We start from the raw sequence: 13656 nt of genomic DNA on the forward strand, positions 1-13656 counted from the left end.
TGCCCGGTATCGAAAGCGCGCGCGCCCCGCTGCGACGATGCGGGTTTGTTCACCGGGCAAGCAGCGCACCGCTCGCGCGTGCGCAGTCATCCCTTCCACGCCACCCGTCAGAAAAGACGACTGTTGCAACATGCGGAACAACTGTTGTCATACGTGACGCAGCGCTCACATTATGGGCATAATGGCGTCTTTACCGCGCGCCCTCCTCATGTCGCCCGTCTTTCTAGCACCGCTCATCGTTGCCTGTGCGTTGTTCATGGAAAGCGTCGACGCGAACATCATCGTCACCGCACTGCCTGCGATGGCGAGGGACTTCGGGCACAACCCCGTCACGCTGAACATCGCGATCACGGCCTACGTGGTCGGTCTCGGCGTGTTCATCCCGATCTGCGGCTGGCTCGCCGACCGCTTCAGCGCCCGCTCCGTGTTCCGCACCGCGATCGGCATCTTCGTCGTCGGCTCGCTGATGTGCGCGGCGTCCAACTCCCTCGGCGTGCTCACGTTCGCGCGCTTCATCCAGGGCGTCGGCGGCGCGATGATGGTCCCGGTCGGCCGCATCATCATCTTCCGCGCGGTGCCGCGCGCCGATCTCGTGCGCGCGATGAACTACCTCGCGATTCCCGCGCTGTTCGGGCCCACGGTCGGGCCGCTCGTCGGCGGCTTCATCACGACCTACCTGCACTGGCGGATGATCTTCTTCATCAACGTGCCGATCGGCCTTTACGGAATCTACCTCGCGAGCAAGCACATCGCGAACACGCACGAACCCGATCCGGGCCCGCTCGACTGGTTCGGCTTCCTGCTGTCGGCCAGCGGTGCCGCACTGCTGCTGATGGGCCTCACGCTGATCGACGGCTCGCTCACGTCGCGCTCGAACGCGATCATCATGTGCGCGGCCGGCGCCGCGATGCTCGCGCTGTATGTGCCGTACGCGCGCCGCAAGACGCGCCCCGTGCTCGACCTCGGTTTCCTGAAGATCCCGACCTACCACGCGAGCGTCGTCGGCGGGTCGCTGTTCCGCATCGGCCTCGGCGCGGTGCCGTTCCTGCTGCCGCTCGCGCTGCAGGAAGGGCTCGGCATGAGCGCGTTCCACTCGGGGCTCATCACGTGCGCGTCCGCGCTCGGCGGCGCGGTCAGCCGCTCGACGGCCACGCATACGCTGCGCCGCTTCGGCTTTCGCACGGTGCTGATCTACAACGCGGCATTCGCGGGCCTCGCGATCGCCGCATACGGTGTGTTCCATCCCGGCATGGCGACCTGGGCGATCTGGCTGATCGTGCTCGTCGGCGGCATCTTCCCCGCGCTGCAGTTCACGAGCCTGAATTCGATGATCTATGCGGACATCTCGCCGCGCGACGCCGGCCGCGCGACGAGCCTCGGCAGCGTCGTGCAGCAGATGTCGCTCGGCCTGGGCGTCACGGTGGCCGGCCTCGTGCTGCACGTGTCGCACTGGCTCCAGGGCCATCAGGCGATGGTGTGGTCGGATTTCTGGCCCGCGTTCCTGGTGGTCGGGCTGTGCTCGTTCGCGTCGATTCCGATCACGCGGCGGCTGCCGCCCGGCGCCGGCGACGAAATCGCGCGCGGCAAGCGGCAGTAAACGGTCGCCGGTCGATTGCGGCCGAAGCGTTTTTGCCACAATCGATCGTCCGGGTATTACGTCGCTTTTATTTTCCAATTCCGCGATTTATTCAATCGCGCGAAACACACAAACCGCTCGCCGAATCCCCTTGCCGAAATAACATCGGCTCGAAAATCGATCGCGCATCACCGCTTTCGATATCCGCCGGCGCCGCGCCACGCCTGCGCGGCCGCTTGCGCGCCCGGGCGCCCCGATATCGTGCATGCGAACGACTTGATAATCCGAAATCCATTGATCGATAATGGTCGCTCGCATCGGCGCGAACAGAATCCCCCCGCCGGATTGCAGCAGTCGCGATAACCATCCCATCCGCTGTTTCACGTTTCGATCGCTATCTCGCCTCGAAGGAGTCTCCATGACTCGAGAGCTGATTCTGCGCGCGCCGGAAACATTCGCCATCGACTCGCCCGCTGAACCGGATGCGGCCCGGCCGCCGTTGCCGACCCATCTCGCCGTCATTCTCGACGGCAACCGGCGCTGGGCGGAGCGCCTCGGCCTGCCGGCCGCCGACGGCTATCGGGCCGGCGGACGCAACGTGCATGCGCTGCTGTCGTGGTGCGAGGAAGCCGGGATCCCGCTCGTGACGCTGTGGCCGCTGTCCACCGAGAATCTCCAGCGCGACGCCGGGGAATTGCGCGGCCTGCTCGCCGTGATCGCCGACGTCTTCGACGAGCTCGCCGCCAGCGGCCGCTGGCGCCTGCACGTGATCGGCGACCTGACGCAGCTGCCGCCCGCCACGGCCGAGCGCATCGGCGCCGCGCAGCAACGCACGGCCCGCGCGCGCGGGCTCGACGTGAACATCGCGGTCGCCTATAGCGGCCGCCTCGACCTGCTGCACGCAGTCCGCTCGCTGATCGCGGAGCACGTCGCGGCCGGCACCGTCGATCAGTTGCTCGCGCAACTCAGCCCGGAGTCGATCGCGAGCCGGCTGTATACGGCCGGCCAGCCTGAGCCGGACCTCGTGATCCGCACGTCGGGCGAACAGCGCCTGTCGAATTTCATGCTGTGGCAAACCGCTTTCTCCGAGTTCTATTTCACGCCGACGTGCTGGCCCGATTTCGGACGCGACGATTTCGAACAGGCCATCGATGCGTACGGCAAGCGCGCGCGCCGGTTCGGCAAGTAGCCCGGCGCGCTCCTCACGACACCTGTTGTCACCCGCCATCCGCGAGGTACGCCATGTCCACCGTCGAAACCGTTGCCGCCGAAGCCGCGGCGCCCACGCTGGTGCTGCCGCACCTGTTCCACCCGTTCGAAACACCCGTGCATCCCGATGCCGAGCGCGCCGAAGCCGACCTGTACGCGTGGATGAACAGCCACGGATTGCTCGACGATCCGCGCTGGGCGCACGGCATCCGTCACGGCAAGGTCGGCGAATACTGCGCGCGCGTCTATGCGCACTCGTCTTTCGACGGACTGTGCACGACCGCCCGCGCATACGGCTGGATCTTCGCGATCGACGACGGCCTGTGCAGCCTGCACGGTGTCGCGCGCGCCCCGGGCGAGCTCGGGGCGCTCTACTTGTGGCTGTACGAAATGATCGCCGATCCGACCGGCCATGACCCCGCGCCGCTGCGCGCCGCGCTCGCGGCGCGCCTGCCGCACCTGGCCGCGTTCCTGCCCGCCCTGCAACGCGCGACGCAGGACATATGCGCGCGTATCGCCGCCGTGTCCACGCGCGTGCAGTACGCCCGCTGGGTGGCGGGGATGATGACGTTCCTGTTCTCGACGCTGTGGGAAGCCGGCCGGTTCGCGACCGACGTCGTGCCCGGCGAGGCCGAATACCTGTCCGGTCGCACGTACAACGGCTGCGGCGAGGGTGCGTTCGCGCTGATCGATATCGCCGCGGGCTACGAAGCGCCGGCCGCGTTCTACGCAGACGAAGCGGTCGAGCGCCTGCGCAGGCTGTCCAACGCGATCCTGTGCCTGTGCAACGATATCTTCTCGTATCCGAAGGAGGCCGGCGAGTCGAGCAGCAATCTCGTGTGCGTGCTGATACACGAACGCGGGCTCTCGCCGCAGGCCGCGCTCGACGCGGCGGCGGACATCCACAACGGCTATCTGGCGCGTTATCTCGATCTGGAAAAAAAGGTGCGCGCGCGCACCGACGATCGTGCGTCGCTGCGCCTGCTCGACGAGGCCAGGACGTACATTCGCGGCAACTACGACTGGCACTTCGGTTCGCCGCGTTACGGCGCGGCGAAACACTACGACCTGTCCCGCGCGCTGCGGCCCGGACAGACGAGCGCCGCGGCATGACCTGTCGCGGGCAATGGAGGAAAAACCGGAAAAACAAAAAAATCAGCGGACATCCACACGGGGCCGGTGCATAGCCGCATGGATGTCCGCTCAGGGCTCCGGGTCTCCCGATGGGGGTTGGGAAACCCGAATTCGCTTCCTGCGTGCCATGGACATATGTGCGTCGGAAGCGGAATCGGTGCGCGCACGTGTCGTCGCGCCATGAACCGCACTATAGGGAAACTTGCGAAACGTATCTGTCAACCATTGTCAGACGCGTTGCAGCCGCACGTCGCACGCGCACGCCGCTTTCGCGCTAAAGTGGTTCCCGATCGCCACCCTCGACCGTCCTGCCGATGCTCACGCTTTCGTCCGCCGCCGCCCGCGCCCTGCATCTCGCCGCACAGGGCCTGCTCACGCCACCCCGCCGCAAGGCGACCAAGTCCGACGTGCTCGACACGATCCGCCGGATGGCGCAGTTGCAGATCGACACCATCCACGTGGTCGCGCGCAGCCCGTATCTCGTGCTGTACAGCCGTCTCGGCGATTTCCCGCCGCACTGGCTCGACGAACATCTCGCCGAGGCGCGCCTGTTCGAATACTGGTCGCACGAAGCGTGTTTTCTGCCGATCGAGCAGTTCGGTCTGATGCGCTACAAGATGCTCGACCCGTCGGGAATGGGCTGGAAATACGCGGCCGAATGGCACGAGCAGAATCGTCCGGAGATCGAACGGCTGCTTGCGCGGATTCGCGAAGAAGGCCCGGTGCGGTCGGCCGATTTCGCACGCGAAAACGGCGTGAAGGGCAACGGCTGGTGGGATCGCAAGCCCGAAAAGCGTCATCTGGAAGTGCTGTTCACGACGGGCGACCTGATGGTGTCGGAGCGCCGCAATTTCCAGCGCGTGTACGACGTGCGCGAACGCGTGCTGCCCGACTGGGACGATGCGCGCGACCTGCCGCCGCGCGAGGCCGTGCTGCCCGCGCTGCTCGACTACACGTGCCGCGCGCTCGGCGTCGTGCGCGCGGACTGGGTGGCCGACTACTATCGGCTGCCGCGCCGCTCGTACCGCGCGGAGCTGGAGCGGCTCGCCGAGGCCGGCGACCTGATTCCGGTGCGGATCGACGACTGGAAGGAGCCGGCCTACGTGCACCGCTCGCTCGATGCGCTGCTGCCGGCCGCCGCGGCCGACACGCTGCGCTCGACGGTCACGACGCTGCTGTCGCCGTTCGATCCGGTCGTCTGGGACCGGCGGCGCGCGTCGACGCTGTTCGGGTTCGACTACACGATCGAGTGCTATACGCCCGAGCACAAGCGGCGCTACGGCTATTTCTGCCTGCCCGTGCTGCATCGCGGCCGGCTGGTGGGCCGCGTCGATGCGAAAGCGCATCGCACGCTCGGCACGTTCGAACTGAAGGCCGTGCACGTCGAGCCGGGCGTGCGCTTCGGCGCCGGGCTCGCGGCCGACGTCGCGAAAGCCGTGAAGAAACTCGCGGCGTGGCACGGCACGCCGGAGGTGACGGTCGCCCACGCGCCGCCGGCCCTCGTGCAGGCATTCGCGCGCACCTGAGCGCCGCGTGCCGCCAGCGCGTTAGAGCATGTGCATGCCGGCGTCGATATAGTGCGTACCGCCCGTGATCGCCCGTGCACCGTCGCCAGCAAGAAACGCGCAGAACGCGCCGACGTCGTCGATGTCCAGTGCGTGATGCAGCGGCGCCCGGCGCGCGGTGTCGTCGAGTAGCCGGCCGAAGTCCGGCAGGCCCGACGCCGCGCGGGTCGGCAACACGCCCGGCGAAATCGCGTTGACGCGAATGCCCGCGCCGCCGAGTTCGGCCGCCAGATACCGCACGCTCGCTTCGAGCGCGGCCTTGACCGGCCCCATCACCCCGTAATTCGCGACGACCTGCTCCGCGCCGAGATAGCTCATCGCCATCAGGCTCCCGCCGCGCGTCATCAGCGGCTCGGCGAGCCGAGCCATCCGGATGAACGAATGGCACGAGGTATCCATCGCGAGCGAGAAGCCTTCCGGCGAACTGTCGACCACGCGGCCGTGCAGGTCCGCCTTCGGTGCATACGCGACCGAATGCAGCACGAAGTCGATCTCGCCCCATTGCGCTGCTATCGCGTCGAACACCGCCGCCATCTGGTCCGGCCGCCCGACGTCGAGCGGCATCCGGATCGGCGCGTCGAGTTGCGCGAACAGCGGCTCGACGTGCGGCAGGGTCTTGTCCGACTGCCACGTCACCGCGAGCGTCGCGCCCGCCCGGCAAAACGCGCGCGCGCATCCCCACGCGATACTCTGTTCGTTCGCGATGCCGACGACGAGCCCGCGCTTGTGTCGCAACGTCATGTCGCTCTCCGTAACGATCCGCGCCGGCCTAGCGCTGCGCCGCGATCCATTGCGCAATGTCCGGCCACACCGTCTTCAGCGTGCGCGTCCCCATGAACAGGCCGATATGGCCGCCCGGCACGAGCCGGCTCTCGATGCGCGACGCGGGCGTGCCGAGACGATCGCGCGCCCCGAACACCTGCTCCGGCGTCGTGATGTCGTCGGCCTCGCCGGCGAGCAGATAGACCGGGCACGCGACATTCTTCAGGTCGAGCGTGCGCCCGAGCGCGACGAACGTGCCCTTCGCGAGCCGGTTCTCCTTGAAGATCTGCACGATCGCCTGCAGGTACCAGCGCCCCGGCAGGTCGATCGGGCTTTCGTACCAGTTCGCGAACACCTCGCGCTTGCGCAGGTATTCGGGATCGTCGAGATGCTCGTACAGGTCGACGTGCTCGGCGAGATAGTGCTGGTCGGGATGCATGTTCTTCCAGCCGCGCAGCATGAAGCGCCCACGCATCAGCCCGCCGCCCAGCGCGACGAGTTCCTCGTAGAACGACGTCGGATACGTGTGCACCATCTGCCTGATCGGGCCGTCGCCCGCGTCGGTGTCGATCGGCGAGCCGGCCAGCACGAGACTCGCGACCTTGTGCGGGAAACGCGCCGCGTACATCGCGGACATCCAGCCGCCCTGACACAGCCCGACGAGATTCACGCGGCCGCCGAGTTCGTCGACGCACACGTTCAGTTCAGCCAGATACTGGTCGATCTCGAGATCCTTCATGTCCTCGGTGGCCGAGCGCCAGTCGGTCAGGTACAGACGCGTCACGCCGTGCTCGCGCAGCGTCTGCATCAGGCTCTGCCCCGGCTGGTAGTCGGCGATCATCGCGCTGTGCCCTGCATACGGCGCATCGACGATCGTCGGCAGCCCGTGTGCCGGCGCGGCCGAATAATCGCGAAACGTCATCGTGCGCAGTTCCAGCAACGGCCGGTTCGCCGACGCCAGCGCCGGATGCGCTTCGAAATGGAGCTTCTCCTCTTCCGCGAGGAAGCGGAGATTGCGCGCCGCGATCTCGGCGCCGGCCGCGAACATCGCGTTGGCGGCGGCCATCGGCCAGAAAATCGGCAGCGCGAGGGCGCTGGCGGCAGGAGAAGGCGTGTCGCGTGCTGTCATCGAAGGTCTCACCGGGTCGGATACGGCGTGGAAGGGATCGCGTCGTCCAGCACGCGGCGCGTGTGCCGCGCGATCATCAGGTTCTCGTCGGTCGGGATCACGCGCACCGTCACGCGCGACGCGTCGCCCGAAATCACCGGCAGGCCGGCGGCGTTCGCCGCGTCGTCGAGCACGACGCCGAGCCACGCCGCGCGGCTGCAGATCCGTTCGCGCACGCGCGGCGCGTGCTCGCCGATGCCCGCCGTGAACACGAGCGTGTCGAGGCCGCCGAGCACGCCGGCCAGCGCGGCGAGTTCGCGCGCCGCGCGATAGGCGAACAACTCGACCGCATGCGCGGCCGACGGTGCGTCGCTCGCGAGCAGCGCGCGCATGTCGCTCGACACGCCGGATACGCCGAGCAAGCCGGATTCGGCATAGATCAGATGCTCGACCTCGTCGAGCGACCGGCCCATGTGACGCTGCAGGTACAGGATCACGCCCGGGTCCAGCGCGCCCGTGCGCGTACCCATCGGCAGCCCGTCGACGGCCGTGAACCCCATCGTCGTCGCGACGCTGCGGCCGTTCGCGAGCGCACACAGGCTCGCGCCGTTGCCGAGATGCGCGATCACCGTCCGGTGCCGCACCCACGATGGATCGAGGGCCGCGAGCGCCGTCGCGATGTACTCGTACGACAGCCCGTGAAACCCGTAGCGCACGATGCCCTGCTCGGTCAGCGCGCGCGGCAGCGCGAACTCCCGTTCGAGTGCCGGCACCGTCGAATGGAACGCGGTGTCGAAACACGCGACCTGCGGGAGGTTCGGCGCGACCGCCGCAACCGCGCGAATCGCGTCGACGTGATGCGGCTGGTGCAGCGGCGCGAGCGGCGAAAGCGACGCGATCGCATCGAGCACGCGCGCATCGATCCGCACCGGCGCGGTGAAATACGGGCCGCCATGCACGACCCGGTGCCCGACGCCGTCGAACGCGGCCTCGCGCCCGACATGAGCCGCGAACCACGCGTGCAGCGCCTCGATCGCGCCTTGATGCCCCGGTTGCGCGACGGGGCTGTCGGCGAGCGTCGTGCCGTGCGCGTCGGCCACGAATAGATGCGGCGTGTCATGCAGGTTCTCGACCTGCCCGTGCAGGCCCGCATCGAGCGAACGATCCTCGCGCGTGTCGTAGACCGAGAACTTGAGGCTCGACGAGCCGGCGTTGAGCACCAGGACGGGATGTCGCATCGCGGCTCCGTCAGCGTGCGTCGGCGGCAAGCGCCGGCGCGGCTAAGGGCGCGGCCGTGGCGCGCGCCGCCGCCGCGACGAGCGCCGCGACCGCGCAGCTCGCCAGGCGCGTGCGTTCGCTGTCGGCGCGACTCGTCAGGATCACCGGCACGCGCGCGCCGAGCACGATGCCGGCCGCATCGGCATTCGCCAGGAACGTCAGTTCCTTCGCGAGCATGTTGCCGGCCTCGAGGTCGGGCACGAGCAGGATGTCCGCATCGCCCGCGACCGCGGAACCGAGATGCTTGAGCCGCGCGGCCTCCGGGCTGATCGCGTTGTCGAGCGCGAGCGGCCCGTCGAGCAGCGCGCCGGTGATCTGGCCGCGCTCGGCCATCTTGCACAGCGCGGCCGCGTCGAGCGTCGACGGCAGCTTCGAGCTGACCGTCTCGACCGCCGACAGGATCGCCACCTTCGGCCGGGCGATGCCGAGCGCATGCGCGAGATCGATCGCGTTCTGCGCGATGTCGGCCTTTTGCTCGAGCGTCGGACGGATATTGACGGCCGCGTCGGTGATGAACAGCGGCTTGTGGTAAGTCGGCACGTCCATGATGAACACGTGGCTCAGGCGCCGCCCGGTGCGCAGCCCCGTATCGGCGCGCACCACTTCCGCCAGCAACTCGTCGGTGTGCAGGCTGCCCTTCATCAGCGCCTGCGCGTCGCCCGCGCGCACCAGTTCGACCGCGCGCGCCGCCGACGCATGGCTGTGCGGCGCATCCACGAGCCGATAGCCGGACAGGTCGATACCCAGCGTCGCGGCGAGCATCGTGATCCGCGCCACCGGGCCGACCAGCACGGGCACGACGATGCCGGCCCGAGCGGCGGCGGCCGCCGCGTGCAGCGATACCTCGTCGCAAGGATGCGCGACCGCGACCGTCACCGGGCGTAATGCGCGGCAACGCGCGATCAGCGCTTCGTATTTCTGATGCGTGCGTACATCGGTCATCGACTGCCCCTTCGCAAGGATCACGTGAACGGATTCTGGTGCGGGACCGGGCGAAGTCGTTTGATTTCCATCAATCGTTTCAGGTGAAGTCCCGATAGCATGAAGTCGCACGATGACATCCGGATGGCCGCGACGCCTCCCCCCTGACATGCACACACGCGAAATCCGCTCGAAGATCGCCAGCACCTCGTCCACGCGCAAGATCACCAAGGCGATGGAGATGATGGCGCGCACCAAGATGGCGAGCGCGCAGCGACGCGCGCGCGAGTTCCGCCCGTACGCGGCGCGCATCGGCGCGATGGCGGAACGCGTGCTGCGCGACCGCCCCGACCACGTATCGGCGCTGATGGCGCGCCGCGATACCGTGCGCCGCGTCGGCCTGATCGTCGTCAGCACCGATCGCGGGCTATGCGGCCCGCTCAATGCGCGATTGCTCGTCGAATGCGTGAATGCGCTCGAACGCTGGGACCGGGCCGGCGTCGCCTGCGAACTGAGCGTGATCGGCGCGCGCGGCCTCGCGCCGCTGCTGCGCCACGGCGCGACCATCGCGGCCCGTGCGGGCGGCCTGGCCGCCGAGCCGCACTTCGAGCAGTTGCTCGGGGCGCTGCTCGTGCCGCTGACCGCGTTCGTCAACGGCGAGCTCGACGAAGTGCACGTCGCGTACAACCGGCTGACGAGCCCGCTCGCGTACGAGCCGCGCATCGACGCGATGCTGCCGATCGCGGGGCTCGACACCGGCGCGCCGACCGACGGCGCGGCCGCATCCGACTATCTGTACGAGCCCGCGCCCAAGCCGGTCGTGGACACGTTGCTGCTGCGCTACGTCGAGGCGACGCTCTATCAGGCCGTCGTCGAAAACTATGCGTGCGAGCAATGCGCGCGGATGTTCAGCATGCAGACCGCGACGGACAACGCGGACCGCGTGTTGCGCGAACTGCGGCACCTGTACCAGAAGACGCGACAGGCGCAGATCACCACCGAGCTGTGCGAAATCGTCGCCGGCGCGGCGGCAGTCTGAAGGAGTACGCATGAAGACGTCGATGCGGCTCGACATCGTGAGCGTGGAAGCGGTGCTGTATGCCGGCGACGCGCATTTCGTCGTCGTCCCGGGGGAAAGTGGAGAACTGGGGATCTACCCGCACCACGCGCCGCTGCTCACGCGGATCCGGCCGGGCGTCGTGATGCTCGTCGATGCGCCGACCGGCGAGCATCGCCGCCTGCTCGTCGCGGGCGGCGTGCTGGAAGTCAGCCGCGAAGGCGTGACGCTGATCGCCGATCACGCGCTGCGCACGCCCGAACTCGACGATCTGCGCGCACGAGAAGCGCGGCATGCGGCCGACGACTGGCGCCGGCGCTACGCGCACGAAAACCGGCGTGCGTTCGATTTCGCGTCGGCCCGCGCGGAACTGATGGATGAAATCCGGCGCTTCTTTGCGATGGCGCTGCGGCAACAGGCGCCGCACGACAAGCCGGGCGGCGCCGGCTAGACGGCGGCTGAGGCGCCGCCCGCCCGCTCAGTCGCGCAGCTTGCGAAAACGCGGCGTGCCATCTTCGAGATTGCCGTTGAACATTGCTTCCGGCCGCACCCAGAGGCCGCGCGCATGCGGCCACAGATGCTCGTAGACGACCACCGATTCCTCGGTTTCGGAATGGCGGGCAACGCCGATGTAGCGGTACAGGCCGCCCTTGTAGTGGCGGTGCGTCGCGAGCTGTTCGGCTTCCTGTTCGGTCATGGTGTGCTTCTCTTCGGCAAAAACGGAAAGCGCGTATTGTATGCGCTGCGCCGCGCGTCAGCGTTTCGTGTAGATATCGGGGCGGCGAATCTCCATCAGCCGCTCGGGGTTCGCGGACGGACCGAAACCGACCGGCCGATACAGTTCGTGTGCATCGGTCGTCACGAGCATGATGCGGCGCAGGCGCTGCACCCACTCCTGCGCGAATATATGGTCGATCAGCGCGCGGCCGTAGCCGTTGCCGCGTTCGGCCGGCAGCACGAACACGTCGCACAGGTACGCGAACGTCGCATGATCGGTGACGAGCCGCGCGAAACCGACGAACCGGCCGCCGACATACGCGCCGAAGCACAGCGAACCCTCGATGGCCCGCTCGACCACGTCGCGCGGAATGCCCTGCGACCAATATGCATCGCGATGCAGGAAGTCGAAGATCGCGTCGACGTCGAGTTCGCGCTTGTCGGTGGAAAATCTCAGCGTGGCGGAGGTGGCTGCGGGCACGTCTGTTCTCCGGTTCGAGGGGCGGAAGGCGGAGCATCGACGATACCGCGCTGTCGGGTGGGGGACAAGGGGTACCAGGGTCCGCCGTGGACGAACAGCCGCACTGCCCACCCTCGATTCGGCGACAATGGGATCCGCCCAATAAACCCGCGACGCTGCTTCATGACCTACCGCCTCATCGCCTTCGACTTCGACGGCACACTCGCCGATTCGCTCGACAGTTTTCTCGCCGCGCTGTCGGAAGCGTCACGCCTGCACGGCTTTCGTGACGCCACGCCCGAGCTGCGCCCGGCGCTGCGCGGCATGTCGGCGCGCGAAATCATCCGCGCGCTCGACGTGCCGATGTGGAAAGTGCCGCGCGTGACGATCGACATGCGCCGCCTGATGCGGCCGCGCGTCGCGAACGTGCAGTTGTTTCCCGGCGTCGACGCAACGTTCGACGCGCTCGCCGCGCGCGGCATCCGCATCGCGATCGCCACGTCGAACACCGAGGAAATCGTGCGCGACCGGCTCGGCCCGCATGCCGGCGCGCGCGTCGACCATTTCGCATGCGGCATTCCGCTGTTCGGCAAGGCGCGCCGGCTGCGCGCGCTCGTTCGCGAGGCCGGTGTGCGCGCCGACGAAGTGCTGTACGTCGGCGACGAAATCCGCGATGCCGACGCGGCACGGCGCGCACGTATCGCGTTCCAGGGCGTCGCGTGGGGTTACACGGCGCCCGACGCGTTGCAGGCGCATTGCGCGATGCCGTTGCTGCCGCGCCTCGATGCGCTGCTCGAGCGCGTATAGCGCTTTCACGCACGCCACGCACCGACGCAGCCCACTCGCGCGACGCCATCACGCCCGTCAAATGCCGATGACACGCACGCGCATCTCATGCATTGCATGCGCCACGCGCACGCAAAAATTGCCGCCGCGGCATGCGCATCAGGTACGCGCTACCTGCCTGCGCGCATGCCGACCGAATCGTCTTACCAACCGTTACACAAGCCACAGCACGGTTGCACCTGCTACCCGACCGCTCTCCTAGAATCAGTCGGGCCGGGAAACACTTCGACCGACGCCGCGGCAGAGCGGCGGTCGATTCCGGTCCGGGCGCGCCCGGTCTCTCTCGCACAGCGACGGATCGCACGATCCGTTTTTCAACCAGAGCCCCGATCGAAAGGAGGTCCCCATGAACCGCTTCCCCCACATTTCGCGCGTTGCCTTGTCTGCCGCCGGCCTGCTTCTCGTCGCCGTGACGGCGACCGCGCAAACCGCGCAGCCGGCGCCCGGCGCATCGGCCGCGCCGGCCGCGACCGCGACGCGCATCCACGAAGCCGACCAGACCTTCATCACCGACGGCACGAAGACCGTGTCGACGCAGCACGACGCCGCGCGCATCGCCGATTCGCGCACGTCGGACAGCCAGGTCAAGGCATTCGCGCAACGCGTGTCGGCCGACGATGCGAAGATCATCCAGGCGATGCGCGCGGCGAGCCCGCGCGGCGTCGACGTGCCGGCCAACGACCCCGACACGACCGTGCTGAACAGCATCAAGAGCCTGCGCGGCGCCGAGTTCGACAAGGCGTATATCGAACAGGTCGCGCTCGCCGGCCAGCAGAAGACGATCTCGGCATTCCAGGCCGAAATCGCGTCGGGCCGCGACACCAAGCTGAAGGAAGTCGCCCGCCAGGCGCTGCCGATCCTGCAGGCGCACTACGCGGACGCGCAAAAGCTCGCGCAGCGTCATCACCTCGCATCGGCGCAGTAACTCCCGCGATGCCGCGCCGCGCCACGTGCGCGGCGCACCGTTTCCCCCGCCGTCGCGCCGCCGCCTCCCCTGCCGGCAGCGCGACGCACGTCAAGCAT

At 68.1% G+C, this 13656-nt stretch carries 15 protein-coding genes; 8 read left to right on the top strand and 7 right to left on the bottom strand.

The annotated features are described in order from the left end of the window. Positions 1–208: 208 nt before the first annotated feature. Positions 209–1597 carry an MFS transporter gene (locus tag QZM15_RS11090; RefSeq protein WP_059584688.1) on the top strand — a complete coding sequence of 463 codons (1389 nt, stop codon included), beginning with the start codon at positions 209–211 and terminating at the stop codon, positions 1595–1597. Between the two features lie 87 nt (positions 1598–1684). Here the strand turns inward: QZM15_RS11090 and QZM15_RS11095 are convergent, their stop codons facing one another. After that, complete coding sequence (locus QZM15_RS11095; RefSeq protein ID WP_144029755.1) at positions 1685–1960, bottom strand: hypothetical protein; 276 nt, start codon at positions 1958–1960, stop codon at positions 1685–1687. Between the two features lie 34 nt (positions 1961–1994). Here QZM15_RS11095 and uppS point away from each other — a divergent pair, with 34 nt between their 5' ends. The 3 genes from uppS to QZM15_RS11110 all read left to right on the top strand — a co-directional run bounded on the left by uppS (position 1995) and on the right by QZM15_RS11110 (position 5445). Next, positions 1995–2765 (top strand): polyprenyl diphosphate synthase, encoded by a 771-nt coding sequence (gene uppS, locus QZM15_RS11100; RefSeq protein ID WP_059584686.1) that lies wholly within the window; start codon positions 1995–1997, stop codon positions 2763–2765. Between the two features lie 53 nt (positions 2766–2818). Continuing rightward, positions 2819–3898 (top strand): terpene synthase, encoded by a 1080-nt coding sequence (locus tag QZM15_RS11105; protein ID WP_099317680.1) that lies wholly within the window; start codon positions 2819–2821, stop codon positions 3896–3898. A 335-nt stretch (positions 3899–4233) separates the two neighbouring features. Continuing rightward, complete coding sequence (locus QZM15_RS11110; protein WP_059584682.1) at positions 4234–5445, top strand: winged helix-turn-helix domain-containing protein; 1212 nt, start codon at positions 4234–4236, stop codon at positions 5443–5445. Between the two features lie 21 nt (positions 5446–5466). Here QZM15_RS11110 and fabI read toward each other — a convergent pair whose 3' ends face one another. Genes fabI through QZM15_RS11130 form a run of 4 tightly spaced genes read right to left on the bottom strand, consistent with a single transcriptional unit; the run spans position 5467 to position 9724 of the window. Continuing rightward, positions 5467–6225, bottom strand: coding sequence for an enoyl-ACP reductase FabI (gene fabI, locus QZM15_RS11115; RefSeq protein ID WP_302106374.1), 759 nt, complete (start codon positions 6223–6225; stop codon positions 5467–5469). Positions 6226–6253: 28 nt separating this feature from the next. Continuing rightward, positions 6254–7375, bottom strand: coding sequence for an alpha/beta fold hydrolase (locus QZM15_RS11120; RefSeq protein ID WP_302106375.1), 1122 nt, complete (start codon positions 7373–7375; stop codon positions 6254–6256). 8 nt (positions 7376–7383) lie between these two features. Next, entirely contained in the window at positions 7384–8592 is a 1209-nt protein-coding gene (locus tag QZM15_RS11125) for an acetate/propionate family kinase (protein WP_302106376.1), read from the bottom strand. Positions 8593–8602: 10 nt separating this feature from the next. Then, positions 8603–9724 (bottom strand): phosphate acetyltransferase, encoded by a 1122-nt coding sequence (locus QZM15_RS11130; RefSeq protein WP_302106377.1) that lies wholly within the window; start codon positions 9722–9724, stop codon positions 8603–8605. Here QZM15_RS11130 and atpG point away from each other — a divergent pair. Together atpG and atpC are read left to right on the top strand one after the other, a co-directional pair. After that, positions 9723–10592, top strand: a complete 870-nt coding sequence (gene atpG / locus QZM15_RS11135) for an ATP synthase F1 subunit gamma (RefSeq protein ID WP_099317684.1) — start codon at positions 9723–9725, stop codon at positions 10590–10592. The two genes, QZM15_RS11130 and atpG, sit on opposite strands and share 2 nt — an antisense overlap. 10 nt (positions 10593–10602) lie before the next feature. Then, on the top strand, positions 10603–11061 hold the full coding sequence (gene atpC, locus QZM15_RS11140; RefSeq protein ID WP_059584674.1) for an ATP synthase F1 subunit epsilon: 459 nt from the start codon (positions 10603–10605) through the stop codon (positions 11059–11061). A gap of 27 nt (positions 11062–11088) precedes the next feature. Here atpC and QZM15_RS11145 read toward each other — a convergent pair whose 3' ends face one another. Beyond that, on the bottom strand, positions 11089–11307 hold the full coding sequence (locus QZM15_RS11145) for a DUF1653 domain-containing protein (RefSeq protein WP_006480837.1): 219 nt from the start codon (positions 11305–11307) through the stop codon (positions 11089–11091). Positions 11308–11364: 57 nt separating this feature from the next. Then, positions 11365–11808, bottom strand: a complete 444-nt coding sequence (locus QZM15_RS11150) for a GNAT family N-acetyltransferase (protein ID WP_059585105.1) — start codon at positions 11806–11808, stop codon at positions 11365–11367. Between the two features lie 162 nt (positions 11809–11970). Here QZM15_RS11150 and QZM15_RS11155 point away from each other — a divergent pair, with 162 nt between their 5' ends. Further along, a complete protein-coding gene (locus QZM15_RS11155; protein ID WP_226225182.1) occupies positions 11971–12594 on the top strand; it encodes an HAD hydrolase-like protein in 624 nt (207 codons plus the stop codon). A gap of 385 nt (positions 12595–12979) precedes the next feature. Further along, positions 12980–13558: a DUF4142 domain-containing protein gene (locus QZM15_RS11160; RefSeq protein ID WP_059639788.1), complete on the top strand. Its 579-nt coding sequence runs from the start codon at positions 12980–12982 to the stop codon at positions 13556–13558. Positions 13559–13656 lie beyond the last annotated feature (98 nt).

The organism is Burkholderia sp. AU44665 (genome assembly GCF_030504405.1).
GTDB lineage: Bacteria > Pseudomonadota > Gammaproteobacteria > Burkholderiales > Burkholderiaceae > Burkholderia > Burkholderia semiarida.